Source organism: Pseudomonas sp. R5-89-07 (assembly GCF_003851685.1).
Classification (GTDB): Bacteria; Pseudomonadota; Gammaproteobacteria; order Pseudomonadales; family Pseudomonadaceae; genus Aquipseudomonas.
The window spans coordinates 4,011,983-4,034,897 of the sequence record NZ_CP027727.1 but is presented as its reverse complement, the minus strand read 5'-3'; the positions used below and the strand labels follow the sequence as shown (position 1 = coordinate 4,034,897).

Below are 22,915 nucleotides of genomic sequence, written 5' to 3'. Positions count from 1 at the left end.
GATAAGCAAAGTTCTGGCATGATAAAAACAACTTTTATCGCTGCTATTCAGTCGCATAAGGAATACTGATGAACCTGCGAACCTTGCGAGCGTTTGTCGAAGTGGTACGCCAGGGTGGTTTTTCCCAGGCGGCCGAGGTGGTGTCCCTGACCCAGTCCACCGTCAGCAAGGCGGTGAAAACCCTTGAGGAAGAATTGGGCACACCGCTGCTCAATCGTCTCGGCCATAGGAACGAACTCACCGCCGCTGGCGAAATTGCCTACCGCCGCGCCCTGGTGCTGCTTGCCGAACACAATGACCTGGTAGTGGAGATCAACGACCTGCGCGGTCTCAAGCGCGGCCTGTTGCGCATCGGCCTGCCGCCGGTCGGGTGCGGCGTACTGTTTGCCGCCATGTTCGCCACCTACCGCATGCGCTACCCCGACATCGACATCGAACTCACCGAATACGGCAGCAAAAAACTGCGCGAATGCCTGGAAGCAGGTGAGGTTGACCTGGCGGCCCTGCTGCTACCGGTAGACGAAGGCTTCGACTACCAGCCTGTACGCAACGAACCCTTGATTGCCGTATTGCCTGTCAGCCACCCATTGGCGGGCCGCGAGCGCATCGACTTCACCGACCTGGCAGACTCACCCTTCATCCTGTTCGAAGCCGGCTTTGCCCTCAACGCGAAAATCCTCGCCGCCTGTGAACGCAAGGGCGTAGTCCCCAAGGTGACGGCACGCAGCGGGCAGATCGACTTCATCGTCGACCTGGTCGCCGCAGGCCTGGGCGTCGCCTTCCTGCCACGCATGCTGGCGCACAAACACCAGCACTCAGGCATCGCATTGATCCCCTTGGACGAGCCCCTCACCGACTGGCATATAGCCCTGGCCTGGCGCGCCAGTGCCCACTTGCCACCGGCAGCACGGGCCTGGCTGGAACTGGCCAAGGAGCAGGCGGTTTCGACCGATCATCCTGTGCAGGCGTGACGCGCGTCAGAAGAGGGTTGACTTCTTCTTTTTAATCAGTAACATACGGCGCATTCCGCGATAGCTCAGTTGGTAGAGCAAATGACTGTTAATCATTGGGTCCCTGGTTCGAGTCCAGGTCGTGGAGCCAGATAGAGAAAAGCCTGCAGAGATGCAGGCTTTTTTTTGCCTTGGATTTCTTCGGGGTGATCAAAGCGCACAGCGTGACCAGCATGAAGCCGTCTCTAATCCTTCGATTTAGAGGCAAGCCCTATGAAAGTCACTGCAGTCGTTTCAACCAAAGACGGACCGGGTAAAACCACGGTTGGCGTCAATCTAGATGCGTTCTGCGCCGACGCAGGTGTTCGGACCCTGCTCATCGATCTTGATAATCAGCCGTCACTGTCCTCGTTTTACAACCTGTCGCACGAGGCACCTGTCGGTACCTATCAGTTGATCACGAGTAATGAGACTCGGCCTGATCAAATCATCTCTTAAACCTGCATCCCCAATCTATCGCTGATCATGCTTTTTATTGACCTGGGGGTTCTGAAATGTGCGGAGCTTCTGCCTTACCGGGAGAAGCTAATCAGAGGCTGCTCCGTTAAATACATGATGAAAAAACTATTCTTCCAAGCTCAATCTGATGATGTGTCACGGCAGAAACAAATTTGTACAATTGATTGACGCCATTAAATCGCCACTCTAAGATTGTCGCCCGTTGATGGCACAAGGCCATATAGAGGGATCTAACATGTGGCGTTTGGTACGTCAGGCCAGGCTCAGCCTACTGACCACTTGCTTTTGCGTGGGGGCATCCGGGCTGGCTCATGGCGCGCCCGTGCTGACCACGCCGGGTGTCACTGACTTGATCCGCGACCGCCAGGACCGTCTGCTCGAAGACCAGCAGCGTCGCCTTGAGGAGCTCAAGGAGCTCCCGGGCAAATCGGTCACGTCGGTCAAGACTACAGCCCCAGCCGATAGCCGTTGTTTCCCTATCAAAGCCATCGAGCTTGCCGGCGCCGACACCTTGTCCAAAAGCGAGCGCATTAAGCTGATCAAACCCTATATCGGTCAGTGCCTGGGTGTGCCGCAGCTCAACGAAGTGCTCAAGGTCATCACTGACCGCTACCTGGCCAATGGTTTGGTTACCAGCCGTGCGTACTTGCCACAACAACACCTCTACAGCGGCATCCTCAAAATTCAAGTAGTCGAAGGCAAGCTCGAAGGTTTGAAGGGGGCCGAGAGCAGTGGCATCACCGATCGTCAATTGGCCATGAGCTTTCCGGGCAAGACGGGCGAGTTGCTCAACCTGCGTGAAATCGAGCAGATGGTCGATCAGCTGAACCGCCTGCCGTCGAACCAGGCACAGATGGAATTGGCGCCGGGCAAACAGGTCGGTGGCAGCGACGTGCTGGTCAAGAACACCCCGCAAAAGCCTTGGCGCTTCGGGCTCTCCCGCCATAACGGCGGCCAGCGTAGCACCGGCGAGCAGCAATGGGGCGCTAGCCTGGATTGGGATAATCCGCTGGGCCTGGCGGATCAGTTGTCATTGCGTGGCGGCCACGATGCGGTCAGCGATCACCAGAAGACCTCGCGCAACTCTATGCTCAACTATAGCCTGCCGTTCGGTTGGTGGAGCCTCAATTACAGCTACAGCGAAACCGAATACCGCTCCTTGGCCCAGGCCAATAATTTCAACTTCAAGCAGACCGGAGACAGTCAAAGCCACCAGTTGCGCCTAGAGCGGGTGATCCATCGCGACGCCCTGAGCAAAACTTCCCTCAGTACCGGGGTGGCCTACCTGCGCACCAACAACTTTATCGAGGACAGCAAGCTCGCCCTGAGCAGCAACCGCCTTAGCGAAGCCCAGTTCGGTATCAATCATGGCCGGCGTATCGGTAGTTCTTTTCTCAACATCGATCTGGGTATGCAGGACGGCATTGGCGCATTCGACGCCCAGGCCAATCACAATCCGCGCCCCGGCCAGGCCGATGCGCGCTACCGAAAATACACCGCGACCGTGAGCTACCTGTACCCCTTCAAACTGTGGGGCGAGTCGCTCAGCTTCAGCAGCCTGATGACCGGACAGCGCAGTGAAGACGTACTGTTCAGTCCGCAGCGCGTGAGCCTCGGCGGCCAGTCTTCCATACGTGGTTATAAGGACCAAAGCCTGGCCGGCGACAGTGGCGGCTACTGGCGCAACGACCTGCGCTGGAGTCGCCCGGTGAGCTGGGCCTGGTTGCAGCCAGTGTTCCGCGAATACGGCACCAGCCTTGGCTACGACCAGGGCGTGATCAGTCATGGCCGCTACAACGCCGAGCAGCATGGGCGCATGACCAGCAATTCGGTGGATCTGTTTGCGCGCGGCCAGAACGTCGCCGCCACGGTGACCTTTGCACACTCTTTGGAGCGCCCGGATCCGATCACTGAACGTGAAGCGCCGATTTATTTCCGCCTGGATTTTTTTCTTTAAATTTTTACCGCCTCTTGGGCATCGAGACATGACATGGACGTTCGCCAGCTCGCCTTTCTTGCGCGCCAACCTTCTGCAGTCGTGAAAAAACGATCCAACTTCCTGGGCTTGCCCAAACGCGGGTTGGCGTTGATCTTGGCCAATGCGGTCTTCTGGCAGCCTTTGCTGGCGCAGGCGGACGGGATCGTAGTGAGCGCGCCAGGCACAACGCTGGGGCAGTCGGGCAACGGCGTTCCGATCGTCAATATCGCTGCGCCGAATGGCAGCGGGCTGTCGCACAACCAGTTCAAAGACTATAACGTCGGCACCAACGGCGTGATTCTCAACAACGCCACCGGTCGCACACAGGCGACCCAGATTGGCGGCATCATCGTCGGCAACCCGAACTTCAACGGCAACTCCGCCAACGTCATCCTCAATGAAGTCAACGGCGCAAGCCCCAGCCAACTGCGTGGTTACACCGAGGTGGCGGGGCAGTCGGCGCATGTAATCGTCGCTAACCCGTATGGCATTAGCTGTAACGGCTGCGGGTTCATCAATACACCGCAAGCCACACTCACCACTGGCAAAGCAATAATTGAAAACGGCCAGATCAGCCGCTATCAAGTCGATCAAGGCAGCGTCGCTATTGATGGTGCCGGCCTGAACGCCAGCAATGTCGACCAGTTCGAAATCATCACGCGCGCCGCCACCATCAATGCACAAATTCAGGCGAAAAAACTCACCATCGTCACCGGTCGCAATGACGTGGACGCACGCACCCTGAATGCCACGGCGCGGGCGGCGGACGGCAGTCAGGCGCCGGATCTGGCGATTGACTCGTCGGCCTTGGGCGGCATGTATGTGGGCGCGGTCAAGCTGGTGGGCACCGAAGCCGGTGTTGGGGTGAAACTGTCCGGGGATATGGTCGCCGGTGGTGATATCCAGATTGATGCGGCGGGCAATGTGGTCATGGGCCAGACCTCGGCTGCCGCAGCCGTTAACGTGAAAGCCCAGAGTTTGGACTCCAAAGGCGCTGTTTACGCCGGTACCGATTTGTCGGTGAAAACCCAAGGCGCACTGACTAACCGACAAACCCTTGCGGCTAAGGACAGCATCACCTTGGACGCCGGAGGCCGGCTGACCAGCAATGGGGTTATCGAAGCGGGTGTCAACGCTGATAACAGCCGCAACAACCAAGGTGATGTGCACCTAACAGCACAAGCCATCGACAACACTGGCAAGACCGTAATTGCCAGTCGAGATCTCAGTATCGACACCGGTGAACTCACAAACGTGGGCGGTACCCTGAGTGCTCAACGCGATGCGCAACTGAACGCGACGAACTTGGACAACCGAAACCAGGGCCGCGTTCTCAGTGCGGGCGGTCTCGGACTAACGGCCGATCAACTGCTCAATAGCCAGGGCGGTCTGGTCACCAGCACGGGCAACTTGGCGGCGGGTATCGGGCTACTGATCAACCGCGATGGCGAGCTGTCGAGTCAGGCACAGGTCACCTTGCAATTGGCGGCGTTGGACAACGTTGCAGGCTTGTTGTCGGCAGGGCAGTTGTTGACGCTGAACGCTACTGGCCAGATTAATAACCAGGGTGGTCGTATAGCCGGGCGCCAGATCGTACAGGTCATTGCGGGCTCGCTTAATAACAGCCAAAAGGGCTCGCTCACGAGCCAAGGCAACCTGGACCTGGTTGCCGGTGCAGTGGATAACAGCGCCACCGGCCAGATCGCCAGTGCGCAGGCTATCAAGGCCAACCTGCGCAGCCTTGATCAAAGTGCCGGTGGTCAGCTCACCAGTACCACAGGTTTAACCCTGGACCTTAACCATGGCCACCTCGACAACCGTAGCGGCTTGATTAACACCCGCGATCAACTGACTCTGAATAACCTCAATGCCGTTGATAACCGGCAGGGCGAAATTTCCAGCACGCAATCATTTGTCCTGGCTGCCAACAGCCTCGACAATGGCGCCGGCAAGGTCCTCAGTGATCAAGGCCTGACCTTACGTGTCGCGGGCGCGTTGGAGAACGCCAGAGGCCTCGTCTCCGCGACGAGCCTGGATGCGGTCACTGGCGACCTTAACAACCAGTCGGGGAAGTTCAGTGCTAGCGGTAGTCTGAACCTCACCGCCACCGGTTTGCTGGATAACACCAATGGCGAGTTACTGGCAAAGGACCTTGCACTGACGGCGGGAAGCCTTAACAACAGTAACGCACGTGTGCAAGGCGACCGAACCCTAGCTATCTATAGCGGCGCATTGGCTAACCAATTCGGCACTCTGGCCGCCGGCAACAGCTTGACGCTCAACGCTGCCAGCATGGACAACAGCGCGGGCCAGTTAACCAGTGACGGCGTGCTGACCGCCGCCATTGCGGGGCATGTGCTCAATCAAACCGGGTTGTTTGCCGCTAAAGGTGACCTGCATCTCAACCTTGGCAGCCTGGACAATCAGCAAGGCAAGCTGTTCGCGCAGAACAGTCTAGACCTGCAAGTGGACGGTGCGCTGAACAACCAGCGTGGCATCTTGCGAGGCGATATTCGCCTCAACCTCAAAGCCGGGCAAGTCGATAACAGTGATGGCGGTCGTATCAGTGCCAGCCAAGCTCTCAAGGCCAATGTTGCGAGCCTTGCTCAGCACAATGACGGTCGGTTGTTCAGCCCGGGGGATGTCAGTCTCGATCTTAATCAGGGGCAATTGAACAACCAGGGCGGTGTGATCAGTGCAGCGGGTCAGTTGTTGCTGGTCAACCTCGGTAACGTCGATAACCAGGGCGGCGAAATATCCAGCAGCCAGGCATTTACCCTGGCTGCTGATACTTTGAATAACCGCAGTGCCAAACTTCTTAGTGAACAAGCGCTGACCGTACGAATTGCACGTGCACTCGATAACGCTCAAGGTCTGGTCTCGGCCAATAACTTGGATATAGGTGCTGGTAGTCTGAATAACCAAGGCGGCGTACTTAGCGCCGGTGACGGTTTGATCACGCAAGTTTTTGGGGCACTGGATAACCGCAACGGTAAGGTGCTGGCGCGTACGGCATCGGTCAACAGTGCGTCCCTGGACAATCGCCTGGGCCTGCTGCAAGGCGATACCGTACTCAACCTCAACAGTTCGGGCTTGGTTGACAACCGCCAAGGCATGTTGGTGGCGGCGCAGGGCCTTGATCTCACTGCTGCGGGCCTGGACAACAGTGCAGGGAAGCTGACCAGCGATGGATTGTTGACTGCGCACATAGCCGGGCAGTTGCTAAACCAGGCCGGCCTGTTCAGTGCCGCCAGCGTTTTGCAAGTAAGCGCTGCCAGCCTCGATAACAGCGCCAAGGGCAATCTTTACGCCAAGAATCATCTGGGCTTGATGCTGGGTGCGTCGTTAAATAACGACCAAGGCACGCTCAACAGTGACGGCACCCTGGCAATGAATACAGGGCAAGTCGACAACGGCAACGGCGGGCGTATCACCAGCCAACAACAACTCACCGCCAGCGTGACTGGTCTCGACCAACATAACGGTGGCGGCCTCTATAGCCAGTCAGGTGTGAGTTTAGATCTGAACCATGGCCACCTGAATAACCAAGGCGGCTTGATACACGCGCCGGGTGCGCTGCTGCTGAACAACCTCGCCAGCGTCAATAACCAGGACGGGGAAATCTCCAGCGCCCAAGCGCTGCGCTTTACGGCCGATAGCTTCGACAACCAGAGCGGCAAGTTGCTCAGTGAACAGGGATTGATCGTGCGTATCGCCCGTGCGCTGGACAATACCAAGGGGTTGATCAACGCCAGCGCGCTGGACGTGTCGGCGAACAGCTTGCTGAATGCCGAAGGTGGACTCAAGGCCCGTGATGAACTGGTTACTCAGGTCGACACGACACTGGACAACCACCAGGGCGAAATCCTTGGCACTAGCATGCGTTTGGCCAGTGCGGCATTGGACAATAGCGGCGGCCTCATTCAGAGCGATAAAACGCTAACACTCAACAGTACCGGTGCACTGACCAACCGTAACGGCCACGTGGCCAGCGGTCAGGCGTTGTTCCTGACCTCTGGCAGCTTGGATAACCAAGCCAAAGGCAGCATCGCGGGCAATAATGACCTCACTCTGAGTGTCGGTCAGTTCGACAATCGCGGTGGTCGCGTGACGGCGGCAGGGACATTGCTGGCCAACGGTGACCAGCTCGATAACGGTGGTGGCGGCCTGTTGAATTCGGGTAAGGCGATGTCCTTGCAGTTCAATCGCCTGGACAACCAAGGTGGCGAAGCTTCCAGTGTCACTGATTTATCCCTGACCGGCGGTCAGTTCGACAATAGCAACGGTGGGCGCTTTTTGGCCAATGGCACGGTACAGCTCACCCTAGACCACCTGAACAACCAGCAAGGCACTGTGCGCGGCGGTGGCAGTCTGAGGCTGCAAGCCGCCACGCTGAACAACAACGGCGGTCGCATCAGCAGTGGAGCGGCGCAGCAATTGACCACCACCGGTGTCCTGAGCAACCGCAACGGCGAACTGCTCAGTGCCATGGCGCTAACCCTGAACAGCGCCAGCTTCGATAACCAGGGCGGAAAGCTGATTGGCGATGGCGCCGTAAGCGTCAGCACCGGTACTTTGAATAACCAAAACGGCGGGCGCCTGACCAGTGCTGATCGCCTCGACTTGACGGCCGGGCGGGTAGATAACCGTTTCGATGGCACCATCGCGAGCAATAAAACGCTTACTGCCAGCATCAACGAGCTGGATCAACGCGGCGGCGGCGAGCTCTACAGCTCCAGCGACCTGACCTTGAACATGAACCAAGGCCTCCTTGATAACGCCGGTGGTCTGATCCATGCGCCTGGCCAAATGCTGCTCAACAACCTGTCCGCAGTCTCTAACCAGAATGGTGAGATTTCCAGTGGACAAGCTTTCACCCTAGCCGCAAAAAGCTTTGATAACAGCAGCGGCAAGGTGCTCAGCGATCAAGCGTTAAGCCTCAAAATCGACTTGGCGCTGGTCAACCTTAAAGGCGTAATTTCTGCCGCCGGGCTCACTACCCAGGCGGCCAGTTTGGACAACAGCAGTGGCGTGTTCAGCAGCTCCAGAGATTTGGCGCTGACCCTTGGTGCCGATCTGCTTAATGACGATGGTGAGGTATCCAGCAGCGGTGCCAGCGTGGTCAACGCTATGACGTTGAATAATCGTAATGGCGGCAAGGTAATGGGCGATATCAGCCTCGACTTGACCACCAGCGGCGCGCTCTACAACCAAGGGGGCACCTTGGGCGGCGGCCAGGGTTTGAGGGTCACGTCGGCCAGCCTGGATAACAGCCAGTCCGGTAGCTTGGTGAGCGATGGTGGCTTGACGGTCAAAGTCAAAGGGCTACTGGACAACCAAGCCAAAGGTGCAGTGTTGGCCAAAGGTGTGATGGATATCCAGGCGGGCAGCCTGGACAACCGCACAGGCCGCCTGTCCGGGCAAAACCTGCTGACCCTGCGCAGTGCAAGCCTGGATAACCGTGGTGGTGCGGTACGTGCCAATCAGAACTTGGATCTGCACATTGGCCAGATAGACAACCGTGAAGGCGTACTCAACAGCAAGCAGGCGTTGTCAATCGCCGGACAATCGCTGAGTAACCAGGGCGGTCTTGCCAGTGCCATGGGCCCGGTTCGCCTGACCCTGGACACCATCAATAATACCAAGGGCCGCATCGCCAGCCAGGACGATCTGGCGGCCACCGTAGGTGTATTGAACCAGCAGGGCGGCGAGTTGGTCGCCCAGGGCAACCTGACCCTCAACGCCGACGCCTTGGATAACCGCGACAAGGGCCTGGTGGCTGCGACAAAAACGCTGAAGCTCAGCGTGAGCAACCTCGACAACCGAGCCGGAGAAATTTCCAGCCAGCAGAGCATCGATCTTAGCGGCCAGCGCGTGGACAACAGTGGCGGCAAGCTGCTGGCCGGGACTGCATTGGAAATGGCGATGGGCGAGGTGGTCAACCAGGCGAAAGGGTTGGTCTTCGCCCAGAACACCCGCTTTACTGGCGCCCGCTTGGACAACACTGAAGGCACCTTCGGCGCCGAGCGCTCTTTGGCGGTACAACTGTCGGAGGGTCTCGACAATACCCGCGGCATACTCACCAGTGAAGGTTCGATAGACCTGGCTGTTCAGCGCCTCAATAACACTGACGGCAGCCTTTCCGGAGCGGGTCCGCTGACCCTCGGTAGCGCCACGGAAGTGCTCAATACCGGCGGAACTGTCGAGAGTGCACAGGACCTCAAGCTGAACAGTGCCAGCCTCGATAACAGCAACGGTCTGATTAAAAGCCAGGGCGCCACGATCGTCACTACTGGCATGTTCACAAATGGCTTTGGCGCGCGCGTCTCCAGTGCCCACAGCCTTGACCTAACGGCCACCCAAGTCACCAATAGCGGGCATATCGGCAGCGCCGGCAGCCTGAACGCCAACATCACCGGCCTTACTCAAAGGGGCGGCGCCGAGCTGGTGAGCACTACGCAACTGACCCTCGACCTGCACGACGGTGAACTGGTCAACGCAGGCGTGATCAACGCTCCTCTCCTGGCGCTGAAAAACCTGGCCAGCGTCGGCAACCAGAACGGCGAAATTTCCAGCCAGAACGCTTTCACCCTGGCTGCGAAAAATCTCGACAACAGCAACGGTAAACTTATCAGCAACCAGAAGCTGACCTTGCGCGTTGACCAGGTGCTGGCTAACGTGAAAGGCCATATCAACGCCGTTGTTCTCGACGCCCGCAGCACCCGCTTGAACAACACCGACGGCTTGCTCAGTGGCCGGGGCGATGTGACCATCAGCGCCACCGAACTGTTGGGAAACCAACGCGGCAGCGTGATTGCCGACGGCGCCTTGCTGCTGACCGGCGCCGCTCTGGATAACCGTAATGGCGAGATCGCCGGCAAGGCCCAGGTGACGGCTACCATCGCGAGCATCGACAACCAGAACGGCAAGCTGATTAGCACCGAAGGCCTGTACCTTCGCGGCGCCAGCCTGGATAACCGCAATGGCCTGGTAGGCGCCGCAAAAGCGTTGAAACTCGACATAGATACACTGGACAACCGCGCCGGTGAACTGACCGGCAACGCTGACGTCGCCGTCACCGGGCAGCAGTTGAACAATAGCGACAAGGGCGTGGTGTTCGCGGGCGGTGGCCTGAGTCTTTCAGTTGATCAGATCGTCAATCGCGCACTCGGTGAGATGAATGGCCAGCGCCTGACTCTGGTTGGCACGTCGCTGGACAACAACGGAGGCAAGCTCCTCAGCCAACAACCGTTGATGCTGGAACTGGCAGGTGACCTGGACAACAGCGAAGGCGTGCTGGGCAGTGAAGATACGCTGAGCATCAAGGCTCGCAGCCTCAATAATAGCAAGGGCAGCCTTTCCACTGCCCAAGGCTTGAACGTCGCCGTCACCGGAAACCTGAATAACCATAGTGGTCAATTGGCCACTGATGGCAACCTGACGTTGCGCAGTGCCAGTATCGGTAATGAACAGGGCACTATCAGCGGCAAGGGTCCAGTCTCAGTCACCACAGGCTTGTTGAATAATCAAGGGGGGCGCCTCAATAGCGGCGACACCTTGACGCTGATTACCGGCCAGTTGAACAACGGCGGCAACATTGGCGGCGAGAAGGGCGTGACCTCCAGCCTCACCGGGCTGGACCAGCAAGGAGGCAAGCTTTTCAGTAATGCTGGCTTGAGCCTGGACCTGAACAATGGCGTGTTGAGCAATACAGGCGGCTTGCTCAACGCCAAGGGCCCGTTGCTGCTCAAAAACCTCAACACCGTCACCAATCAGCACGGCGAAATCTCCAGCGGCCAAGCTTTCACCCTGGCCGCGCAAAGCCTGGATAACGGAAACGGCAAGCTGCTCAGCAACCAAGGCTTGACCCTGCGCGTCAACCAGGCGCTGAGCAACATCAAGGGGCTGATCGGCGCAGCCAGCCTTGATGCCCGCGCGGCGACCGTGGACAACCGTGGCGGCACCCTGAGTAGCCGCAGTGACCTGCAGTTGACGAGTGCTGGTCTGTTGACGAACACCGAGCAGGGTTTGATCAACGCGGCGCAAACGTTGACTGTACAAAGCGCTGATTTGAATAACCAGAATGGCAACGTGCTGGGCGCTGCTGTGACACTCAACGCCATGGCCCTGGATAATACCGTGGGCGGCCTGATTAACAGCAAAGGCAGCCTGAACCTGACCGCTGCCAGCCTCAATACCGGCAGCGGTGGCGAGGTTTCAGCCAAAGGAGCGCTGGGCATCGACGTCAATGCCCTGGCAGTGGCGGGCGGCCGCATTGTCGGCGAGCAGGGCGTGACCCTCGATCTTAACAACAGCGACCTGGACAACCACAACGGTCTGCTACTCGCCAATGGCCCGTTGATCCTCAAAAATCTGCGCGATCTGAGTAACCAGGGCGGAGAGATATCCAGTCAGCAGAGTTTCTTCCTGGCGGCGCGCAGCCTGGACAACACTGGCGGCAAGCTGATCAGCAGCCAGTCGCTGAGCGTCAATGCGGGCACCTTGTTGAATACTGAGAAGGGCTTGCTGTCCGGCTGGCAAGGTCTGCACATCAGCGGCGGTAACCTCGACAACCGCAACAACGGCACGCTTTCCAGTCGTGACGGCGCGGTCGATGTCCGTTTGACTGGCGCCCTTAAAAACAACGCTGAAGGCGCGCTCGTCAGCCACGGGCGGCTGGATGTCAATGCCGCCAGCCTGGATAACCGTGGCAACGGCATGATTTCCAGCGGCGGCGCGCAGAGCCTGACAGTGAGTGGGGCGTTAGTTAACGGTGATGGTGGTTTGATCGACAGCGGGGCCACGTTGGATATGCAAGCGGCCACTTTGGCTAACCAGTCCAGCATTACCGCACAGCAAGCACTGACTTTCGCCGGTACCGACCTGACCAACAATGGCGGCACCCTGGCAAGCAACGGTGGCTTGACGCTTGATTTGCTAGGCAACCTCAACAACAGCGGCGGCAAACTCGCTAGTGCCGGGCCGCTACTTCTGCAGCGGGCGAGTCAGGTTTATAACGACGCCGACGGTCAGATTGTCAGTCAGGGCTTATTGACCTTGTTCACGGGCGGCCTGAACAACAGTCAGCGCGGGACCATCGCCGGTAAGGGCCGGGTGGCAATCACCAGCGCCGGCGGCGTGAAAAACCTCAACGATGGCTTGATCTATAGCCAGGACGCTGATGTGCAACTCAACGCGACAGGCCTGAGCAACGCTAAAGGTGCGGTGCAAGGTCAGACCGGGTTGGTCTTGAACATCAATGGTGACGTCGACAACCAGGGCGGCAAACTCCTTGCGCAAACCGGCGACGTTAGCGTCAAGGCTACCAGCTTGGACAACCGTGAAGGCCAGCTCGCCAGCCTCAAGGGGTTGTTGGATGCGCAACTGGCCGGGGGGGTTAACAATCAGGATGGGATTGCCCAAAGCCAACGTCTGAACCTGGTGGCAAACAGCCTTAGCAACCAAGGCGGTCACATTGCTGCCCAAGGCGGCGATGCGATAGTCATCGCTAATAATTTCATCAACGCCAATGGCGGCTTGTACGCCAAGGGGCTGTTGCGAGTTGATGGTCTGATGCTGGATAACAGCACCGGACAGATTGCCGCTGGCACAATTGATCTGAGCGCCAAGGGTGCACTGACCAACCGTGCTGGCGTGATTGAGAGCGACACAACGATAAGTGTGGCGGCTAGCGACATCGATAACCAGGGCGGCAAGCTTCGTGCTCTTGGCGGCGAAGGCAAGACACTCTTCCAGATCGGCAACCTGTTCGATAACCGCAGTGGTGTGTTGGAAACCGCCAACAGCGACCTGATTCTGGCTGCCAACAGCTTCCTCAATAGCGACGGTCGATTGCTGCACGTGGGCGCCGGTAACTTCGATATCTCCCTTCCAAATGTCACCGGTGCCGGTGGCAGCATCATCACTCGGGGTGGCCTAACCCTAAACGCTGATACGTGGAGCAACAGCAGCGTTATCCAGGCAGGGCGATTGAACGTTAACGTCAACAACTTCACCCAGACAGAAACCGGTCAACTGCTTGCATCTACGCGCTTGGAAGGCAAGGGCAAAAACTGGACAAACGGCGGTTTGATCGCCAGTGACGGCAGCATGGACCTGCAGTTGACCGGCGAGTATCAGGGCAACGGCAAGGTCAGCAGCGTGGGCTCCTTAGATATGTCGGCTGCGCAACTGACTCTGAACGAGTCGGCAACCATGGCCGCTGGGGGCATCACCAACGTCACCGTTAGCGGGCAGTTGAGCAACCGTGGGCGCCTGACCTCCAACAATGTATTGAATATCAACGCCGGTGACGTCAGCAATTTTGGCACCATGGCCAGTGGGCAAAACCTACTTATCAATGCGCAAGCCCTGACTAACGATCGCGTTCAAGCGGGTGAAAGTTCCTTGTTGCTCAGTGGCGGCGATATGAAGCTGCAAGTGAGTACGCTGAAAAATAACTACAGCGACATCTATAGCCTCGGCGGATTAGAAGTGGCGGGGTACAACGGTACCGAACACGCAGCGCGAATGGATAACCTTTCGGGTCGGATTGAGTCGACGGGGGATATGTCACTCAAGGCGACGATCGTGCTGAACAAGATGGAAAGTTTCGATGTTAAGGCGACCAACGCGGTGTCTGCTTCGATCGGCGTGAGGTGCCTTGACTGCAACTACGTAGGGCAGAACGGTGTTTTCACCTCCCATCTGGTCTGGCAGCAGAATTTTGATGTCGAGGCCACGGGTGAGCAAGTGGCCGCCAGTCTCGTATCAGGCAAAAAGCTGAGCGTGCAGGGCGACAAGTTCGAGAATTTCAACTCCGCTGTTTCTGCTGTCAGCGATATCAATATTTCAGTCAACGATTTTGATAATACGGCCAGCGCGCTGGGTAGTTATCAGAGTCTCAAATACATAACGATGCGCCCTGGCGTGGGGCTGTGGGAGAGAATATTCAACTACAACGCGACTAACGACCCGACATATAACCGGAATATTCATTTCTGGAATGCGGCTGAACAGGAAAGCATTGTTGGACTTAAGCAGCCCACCGATCGCAGCCAAGCGATTGCGACCTATAGGTTGAATTTTGGACCCAAGGGGGGCATGGGGGCCGCCGTCCCTAAAGCTAACTTCATACCGGGTGTCACTGTCCAGGCACCGGCAGAAATACTCAACGCCACACCGTTTGCTGAAAAAATAATTGCATCTTCAGGGGCCAGTTTTGTACCCGCCATCATCCAGGCCGGCGGTAATGTGGCCATCAATGCGGTCAACAAAATCACCAACGGTGTAGAGCGCTCCTTCACTACAACCGTTGCCGGACCATCCCGCCAGACCAATACCCAGGTTTCAGGTACTGGTAACTCCACAATCATCAACCTCAATCGCCAACTGCCTCCAGATCTGGCTCAGCAGAAGGTTGACCCATTGACCCTACCGGGATTCAGCTTGCCTAGCGGCAAAAACGGCCTGTTCCGCTTGAGCGAGCAGGGCGCGAGCAGCCAGCAGGCGGGTCAGGCTCGCCCTGAAGCGCAAAGCTGGACCATGGGCGCGGCTGACATCGGCCTGGCACAGCGCCAACAAACAATGCCTGAAAAACAGGGGCGTACGATCCAATTTGAAGGAGCAAGCCTCCTTACCGCTAGCACTCGTCAAGTGACTGTCGCGGCCCGCGAGGCGAGTAACGTCAACGCGAGTTTGCGTGCTGTAAATGCAGCCGATGTTGCGAACGCGGACACCGGTACACGTTTGCCGGGACGGGCCTCCGACACGGGTATTGCTCATATTGGCGCTATTAGCGTCGGAACGTCGAGCGGTATACCGGCTGTCAGCGCATCTCAAATTTCCGATGTTATATCCGAGGATCGAGATCCTCGTACTGCGATAACCGCACCAGTTGGTTCGCCATCGCAGCATCTGGAGTTGACTGCGTCTGTCGATCGCACGACTCGCGTAGACGGTACTCAGCATAATGCTACAACCTCCGGCCTCAACATTCCTGGCGTTACTCCGCTGGCCCCTGCTGTCGTCGTGGATGTTACATCGGTAGGTCAGCCTGCTAATGGGGCTTCTTCGTCAGTCGGTAGTCAGACCATTACACGCGTGGAGGGCCTACCTTCAAGCAAAGCGGCTTCGCAGCCACATAAATACTTGGTCGAAACCAACCCGGTACTCACCGAACTCAAGCAATTCATGAGTTCGGATTACCTCCTCGCAGGCCTGGGCTACAACCCAGATGAAAGTGCTAAACGCCTGGGGGACGGCCTATATGAACAACGACTAGTCCAACAGGCAATTATCGAACGCACCGGACAACGCTTCATCGACGGTCAAACCTCGGACGAGGCGGTGTTCCGGTATCTGATGGACAACGCCATCCGAAGCAAACAAGCACTGGACCTCTCCGTAGGCGTGTCGCTGACCGGCGAGCAAGTGGCTGCTCTGACCCACGATATCGTCTGGCTCGAAGAGCATGTTGTTAATGGCGAAAAAGTATTGGTCCCGGTGCTTTACCTCGCTCATGCAGACAATCGCTTAGCCCCCAACGGAGCTTTGATCGCAGGTCACGATGTCAGTCTTATTGCCGGTCAGAATCTGGAAAACGCAGGGACATTACGTGCGAGCAATGACCTGTCAGCTGCCGCCGGCAACGACTTGATAAACAGCGGCTTGATCGAAGCGGGCAATCGCCTTGATCTGCTGGCAGGCAACAATATCGTTAACAAAGCTGGTGGGATTATTGCCGGTCGTGATGTGTCGATGACGGCAGTGAACGGCGACGTTATCAATGAGCGCACCGTGACCGGGGCGGGTTACAACATCGGCTTCGCCAAACATACCGATTACATAGACAACGCAGCCCGCATCGAAGCTGCCAACGACCTGAGCATCAGAGCGGGTCGTGACGTCACCAGTGCCGGTGGCGTGCTGCAGAGCGGTAAAGACACCTCCATCGTTGCAGGACGCGATGTCAATCTGATTGCTGCGCAACAGCACGACACTATGGATGGGGGCAAGCGTAATCGCTCCGAGGAAATAACCCAAAATGGCTCAAGTGTTGAGACCGGGCGTGACCTGAAAGTGTCTGCCGGGCGTGACTTCAGTGCGATTGCCAGTGAAATAGAGGCCAAGCGCGACGTGTCGATTAGCGCGGGCGGCGATATCTACTTGGCCTCAGGCGCTGATGAGCAGCACTCATACTCCAAGACATCCAGCACCAAGCGCCAGGAAGACCACGTCAGCCAGATATCCACGAGTGTAACTGCCGGAAGTGATGTGACATTGAGCGCGGGTAAAGACCTGGCGTTGATTGCCAGTCGTATCAGCGCGGGTGATGAAGCCTATCTCGTCGCGGCCAAGAACCTCGGACTGCTTTCTGCAGAAGACCGCGATTATTCGCTCTACGACATGAAGAGAGGAGGAGGATTCGGCTCGGGGAAAACCCAACGTGATGAGCTGATGAAAGTCAGCAACAGAGGTAGTCAAATCAAGACGGACGGGGACCTAACGATTCAGAGCCAGGGTGACCAGAAATATCAGGTCGCCAGGTTGGAAAGCGGAGAAGACCTGACGATTGTCAGTGGTGGCGGTGTCAGCTTCGAAGGAATGAAAGATCTTCACCAAGAAAGTCACGAAAAAAGCAAAAGCAGTTTCGCCTGGAACAGCATGAGCGGTGCCGGTAACACCGACGAGACCTTCAAGCAGACTCAGATGTCGGCCAAGGGCCGCATTGTGATCCAGGCTGTTGAAGGGCTGAACATCGACGTAAAACAGGTTAATCAGCAGACAGTCAGCGAAGCTATCGATGCGATGGTCAAGGCAGATCCGCAACTGGCTTGGCTTAAAGAGGCCGAGAAGCGTGGTGATGTGGATTGGCGCAAGGTGCAGGAAATTCACGAGAGCTTCAAATACAACAACTCAAGCTTGGGAGGTGGCGCAGCTCTGGTGATCGCCATCATCGTCACTTATTTTACGTGGGGATTGGGCGCTGAACTTGTAGGCGTCGCAGCCACCTCCACTACTGGCCTGGCCGCAAGCGCTGTGTACACAGGAGTAGCTGTAAAAACCGCGACCAGCGCCATCAATAACAAAGGGAACTTGGGTGATATCGCTAAGGATGTGACCTCTACCGACAGTTTGAAAAGCTACGCGATTGCAGGACTTAGCGGCCCTATAGCAAAGCTTTTTGGAGTGACCGGAGCATTTACCGCAGCAGATCTGGGCAGGCAGCTCGCGGTCACTTCGGCACTTAAAACCGTCGTGAATGGCGGCAGTTTCACCAAAAATGTTGGTCAGGCGGCTCTTGATCTCAGCGCAAGTCTTCTATCGGGAATGATTTACGAGCAAGTGGGGGCGAAGCTGGTTGGCTCGGAACTTTCGACAAAAGTAGCGGTGCACGCGATCGTTGGGGGATTGATCGCAGAGGCCGCAGGCGGAGATTTTGCCTCTGGTGCTATTGCAGCAGGCGCTAACAAAGCGCTGGTGCAAGCTTTTGGTGACGATCTGTTTCCAGGCCAGGCCCACGAACGGCTATTGGCCATGACGTCTCAATTGATCGGTATGACGGTTGCGGCGGGCTTGGGAGGCAGTGCTAAAGACCAAGAGGTTGCAGGGTGGGTAGCTCAGCAAGGAACTATATACAACGAGCTGCAGCACAAAGAGATAGAAGCGCTTATCGGTGAAGCGAAAAACTGTAAAGCCAAAAATAACTGTCAGAACGTCATAAATAAATATGCCGATTTAAATGAGGCTAACGAAAAGCGTTTGAATGGCATTTGCGAAAGTGATCCCTCGAAATGTAGGGATGCTTACGGTGAATGGGCGGCGGGTTATGAAAAAACTCATGAGCTTATTTCTCAAGTACGAACCAATGATCGCCTGCCCGATGAGGTGTCGAACATGCTGATAGCGGTTGAGTTGATGAACATCAACTCCCGGAACAGGGTGCTAGCGGCAGGCATCGCTCAAAACGTGTTTGAGGCATCGAGTGACGTGGCTGCGGAGGCAGGCATTGAGGTGGCGCCCGAAACGGTTGGTGGGTATTCTAAATGGGCGGCAATCCTGTTTGGTGCGCGAAAAGCTGGTGCAAAAGCAATTGATAATTCAGTCATAGGAAAGCCAAGAGTCGGGAGCGCAAATAAACTTCCTGATGGCCAGCACGGATTTAATGACATAATTGATAACTATGCTGGTGATGCAGCTAAATTTGAGATACCAACCAAAGGACCAGGTGGCGAGGTGGTTAGGGTGTCAGAGTTAAGGCAAATTGAAGGCAGCAATAACGGAGTAGGTGGGGTTTTTGAATGGATTGTTGATGAGGGCAACGTGACTCATCGGCGCTTTATTCCCGGTGGTCAAGTAACTGGCCTGCCTAACCAAATTCCGAAAAAATAAGGAGAAGGTAATGTCCCCACTTGGTGTATTGATTAGTTTGGGTTTGGCTTGTTGGTCAACCATTTTTTTGGGATTTAGAAAGCGCTGGATAGGACGAGAAGATATTTTTGAGTTTGCCATGAATCAGCTTTTAAATGGTTGCGAAAGCGAGCGCGTTGCCATCATTGCTGGAGGCGAATATTTAAGCGATGAAGAACTTCTTGAGGTTGTCTCAAGACAAATGGAGATGACGAATCTTCTTGCCGAAATTGAAAAGTGGCGTTTGGCTTTTCTACTTTGTATTGACACGTCGAATGACAGTGACGAAAACAAAATAAATAGACTTCAGGAAGTCTATGCGGACTTTGATTATCCGGAAGATATGGCTTCGTGCAGTATTTACTCTCAGGATGGTGTCGACCCGCTTGTAGCAATGAGCCGAGTTGTGGAAAAACTAAGAGAGAGGTTTTTGCTCCGATAATTTGATGGTGCAAAAGGCATTCCAAGCATAAGCCGCAGTACCGAAATAACGGAGCTGTTTAGCTCTTCCAGTACTAGGAGCGGTATTCAAATTGGAGACCGCTCGCTCATTGAGGTTCCAAACACAGGAAATGCAAAAATATTTTCTGGTGCAACAGATGTGGAAGTTAAGCAGTATTTTTCGGAATTGACAGGCTCGACAGACTTGCCTTCTCCTCGTACTATTCCTGGGAAAGGGGATATATGTTGTTAATACACCTGAAGGAAATTTCACGCTTCGGAATTTTTCCTCTTTATCTGGTCAGACTGGTCCAGCCTGGACTATTGATGTGCCTAAAGCCGCCACAGGCACAACGTATAATCCAGAAATAAAATTCCTGATTGGAAATCCATAATGGATATTAAGTTTGTTGAAAAAATAGTGCGTGATTCATTTGGTCTGTGGATATCGGCTCTTTTCAGTGCCATTGGTTCATGGAATCCTGAGCTATCATTCTCTCAGCAAAAAGATGCTTTTTTTTCATTGGTCGAATATCTGCTTGTTACTGGAAAAATAAAATTTGTCGCGCCAAATGCGGATTGCTATATTTCTTCGGATAATCCGCACCCCAGATTTTCGATTAATGATGAAGAGTCTCACTGGGGGTTGGATGCGAAGCAGATCGTGTCTTACTTGAAAGATAAGTGGCCGGAAGGTGTTGTGAGTGAAAGTGACGAAGCACTCACGCTGTATTTTTATGAAATTCCAGGCGTAATTTGGATAGATGAAAACGGCTGTTTATTTGCTTCGTGATTTGTTGGTGCAAAAGCGACAGGTGGTGCAGTAGAGCTAAGGTTTGACAAGGCTACCCGGACTTGGACAACTCCAGCTGGCCTAGACTATGGACAAGGATCGGTTCAAGGAAACAGAGTTTTGCATGTTTTAGAGCATGCGGAGCCCAATCCGGCCAAGACAACACATAGCGTCTTTAGTATGGACAGAAAAGAGATTTTAGGTGCTGTCGATGAAGCATGGCTCAAGAAAGGTAGTCCTGTAATAGGTAATCCTGGTGTATATGTTGTCCCAATGGGCCGAGCGATCGGTACATCGGGAGAACGAGTATTAAAATTATTGTTCGGCTTGGGACCTGTCAGGTCATTACCGCCTACCCTGTCAAATAGAGAAGTGTTATATGTTGTGACCAAGGTGTGAGCAGGGAGATATTGTCAAGGCTAAAATCATAGCTGACGGCACTTGCTTGTTCGTATGTCAAGAGTGCGAGGCCTCATGGTTTTTATACAAAGACATTGGGGTTAGGGGCTTTTTCGACTATGGGACTTATATGGAAAGTCTAGGGCTGAAACCACTATGGAGTGAGTTGCAAATCATTCCTGAGTAGGTGCAAAAGACACCACTCGCTTCATCGATGGCATCAAGGTTGTTGATCAAAAAACTGGTCAGGTTCTCCAAGGCACAGTTGATCTTGGCCCAACCTTGGATCGGATAGAGTCAGGTGGATCTTTCTCTCATCGAAACGACGGCTCTATATTCCAGAATCGCGCCTCGGATCTGCCGCAGAAACCAACCGGTCAGGCAACTAAAAAATAATTAAATTCTTTATTTTTTGGTGCAAAAGGAGTGTCAGGTTGGACTCTGACGGGGGGCGAATCAGCTTAAATAGGAAATAGGTTGACGGTGAAGAGTAACCACTGCCCGTAAAATCTTTATCCGTACCGTGAATCTCCAGGGAAAAGTCAAGAGATGGATGGTGTTAAAGTTACCTTGAAATGTGTGTGATTTTCTTTGTTAGGGTATAGCGGTCTAGTACTTTGGTCCGAGGAAGTGCGCGCTTTGGCGGATCTGGATTTAGCGCTGTTTTTTGATGTTTATTTTACCGCAAATTAGTCATGCGAAATTAACGCACAGTACTTCGGAAAAGCCTACTTTGATGCGGCGGATGGTTCATGGAGCCTTCTCGCAGTAAAGGTCATTCCGCATTCCCAACGGGAGTTGTTAAATGAAGTGGGGCGAATTGCCGGGAAATAGTGAGGATCTGTTGTATTGGGTCCTTTGGTTTGCTGTCGGTGCATATTCTGAGGGGGACTTAGAAGGGCTTTTGCAGAGGATGTTTATGCGTCGCGAAGGGCTTTCTGGTGACCCGGGCTGGGAGTTTGAATACGAACCGGATGCCTGTTCTGGACATTACATTTTCTCGGCAGATCAGAATATGTGTGGTATTTTCCCTTATTGTCGAGCGTATAGTGTTCAGACGGTTAAGGAAGCCATGAAGGAATCTATGCTTGCGCTTGGGGTTAAATACCCTGAGAGGGCTGGTGATTTAGATGCTTTGATTTATAAATATAAGCTTTGAAAGTTTTTTCGGGGGAAAGTATTTGCTTTTGTTGGTTGTGATATTTTTAGTGATGATAAAAAGTGGGGTGGCCGGGGCGGTTTATGGCGTCATCTATATTGACGATTGTGCACTAGATTGCTGCACCTGAAGTGTGTAATTTTCTTATAAGTATGAGTTGGCTTAAGTCGCACTCGATTAACTTTCTTGGCGCTGGGGGTTTCCCGGTAGCTGACTATGCCCGTCTCCTTTCCTACAGATCATTGATTTCCTCTGCTTTGACAAGCCGGCCGAACCCTACTAACTTTCCTGACGTGACGCATTCGTGCGGCTCACGCTATGCAGCACACTATCTATTAGCCACATTTCGCCGTGGCCCCGATGCGCCTAACAGCTAGCAAATGACTGTTAATCATTGGGTCCCTGGTTCGAGTCCAGGTCGTGGAGCCAGATAGAGAAAAGCCTGCAGCGATGCAGGCTTTTTTTTGCCTTGGATTTGACCAAGCCATCTAGATGCATGGCGCAATTCGTGATGCCACCTTTACGCCTTCGATTCGTTAAACTCAGTCATGAATGGGTTTGGAGGGCGTATGGAATACTCAGGGGAAGGATTTTTTCTTCGAGCATTAACGAGTGACGATTGTGAGTTGATCAACCGCTACGAAAAAGCGAATCGTGGCCACTTGCAACGCTGGGAACCGCTAAGAGATGAGCAGTACTTCACCGTTGAGAGCGCTAGGGCGAGGGTCCAGGAGCAGCTTGAAAGTATGCAAGCCGCGGAGTCCGTTTTTTTTCTCCTGCTGGAACCTGAGAGTGGAGAGCTTCTGGGGCGGTGTAACTACACGAATATCGTGAGGGGCGTTTTTCAAGCATGCAACCTCGGCTTTTCATTGGCAGAGGTTGCCCAAGGCAGAGGTTTGATGAGGAAAACACTTCAAATCACCAACAGTTACTGCTTTGAGCAAGTCGGCCTGCATCGGATTATGGCCAACCATTTGCCGAGCAATGTGCGAAGCGAGCGCCTTCTGCAGTCCTTGGGGTTTGAAAGGGAGGGCTACGCACGAGCCTATCTAAAAATTGCTGGTGCCTGGCAAGACCATGTACTGAGATCGCTGATTAATCCTCGATAAAAAGTTCTCATTGGTGGGAGAGGGCGCTAGCTGCTGTACGGTCGGTTGTTGTCTGTCACGAGTCACGAGTTTGGCTGGCTAAGCCGTCTGGTATCTCCAAACATACTGACTAAGTCGGTCGCAATCACGCTGGGTTTATACTGGCCACCTTCAAAC

The 22,915-nt window shown here is 54.9% G+C and carries 8 protein-coding genes and 2 tRNA genes; all 10 read left to right on the top strand.

The window, feature by feature from the left end:
- The first annotated feature begins 68 nt into the window (after positions 1-68).
- The 10 genes from C4J94_RS18425 to C4J94_RS18370 all read left to right on the top strand — a co-directional run bounded on the left by C4J94_RS18425 (position 69) and on the right by C4J94_RS18370 (position 22,759).
- On the top strand, positions 69-971 hold the full coding sequence (locus C4J94_RS18425; RefSeq protein WP_124387470.1) for a LysR family transcriptional regulator: 903 nt from the start codon (positions 69-71) through the stop codon (positions 969-971).
- Positions 972-1,025: 54 nt separating this feature from the next.
- Positions 1,026-1,101 (top strand) — tRNA-Asn (locus tag C4J94_RS18420).
- A gap of 122 nt (positions 1,102-1,223) precedes the next feature.
- Positions 1,224-1,448 carry a ParA family protein gene (locus C4J94_RS18415; RefSeq protein WP_256657556.1) on the top strand — a complete coding sequence of 75 codons (225 nt, stop codon included), beginning with the start codon at positions 1,224-1,226 and terminating at the stop codon, positions 1,446-1,448.
- Positions 1,449-1,704: 256 nt separating this feature from the next.
- The gene (locus C4J94_RS18410; protein WP_124387469.1) at positions 1,705-3,426 is read left to right on the top strand and encodes a ShlB/FhaC/HecB family hemolysin secretion/activation protein; all 1,722 of its coding nucleotides are present in this window, start codon (positions 1,705-1,707) and stop codon (positions 3,424-3,426) included.
- A gap of 33 nt (positions 3,427-3,459) precedes the next feature.
- Positions 3,460-18,840, top strand: coding sequence for a filamentous hemagglutinin N-terminal domain-containing protein (locus C4J94_RS18405; RefSeq protein WP_124387468.1), 15,381 nt, complete (start codon positions 3,460-3,462; stop codon positions 18,838-18,840).
- Between the two features lie 10 nt (positions 18,841-18,850).
- Entirely contained in the window at positions 18,851-19,300 is a 450-nt protein-coding gene (locus C4J94_RS18400) for a DUF2247 family protein (RefSeq protein WP_124387467.1), read from the top strand.
- 393 nt (positions 19,301-19,693) lie between these two features.
- Entirely contained in the window at positions 19,694-20,092 is a 399-nt protein-coding gene (locus tag C4J94_RS18390; RefSeq protein ID WP_124387466.1) for a hypothetical protein, read from the top strand.
- A gap of 1,204 nt (positions 20,093-21,296) precedes the next feature.
- Complete coding sequence (locus C4J94_RS18380; RefSeq protein ID WP_124387465.1) at positions 21,297-21,650, top strand: hypothetical protein; 354 nt, start codon at positions 21,297-21,299, stop codon at positions 21,648-21,650.
- Between the two features lie 355 nt (positions 21,651-22,005).
- Positions 22,006-22,079, top strand: a tRNA-Asn gene (locus C4J94_RS18375).
- Positions 22,080-22,219: 140 nt separating this feature from the next.
- Positions 22,220-22,759: a GNAT family N-acetyltransferase gene (locus tag C4J94_RS18370; RefSeq protein ID WP_124387464.1), complete on the top strand. Its 540-nt coding sequence runs from the start codon at positions 22,220-22,222 to the stop codon at positions 22,757-22,759.
- Positions 22,760-22,915 lie beyond the last annotated feature (156 nt).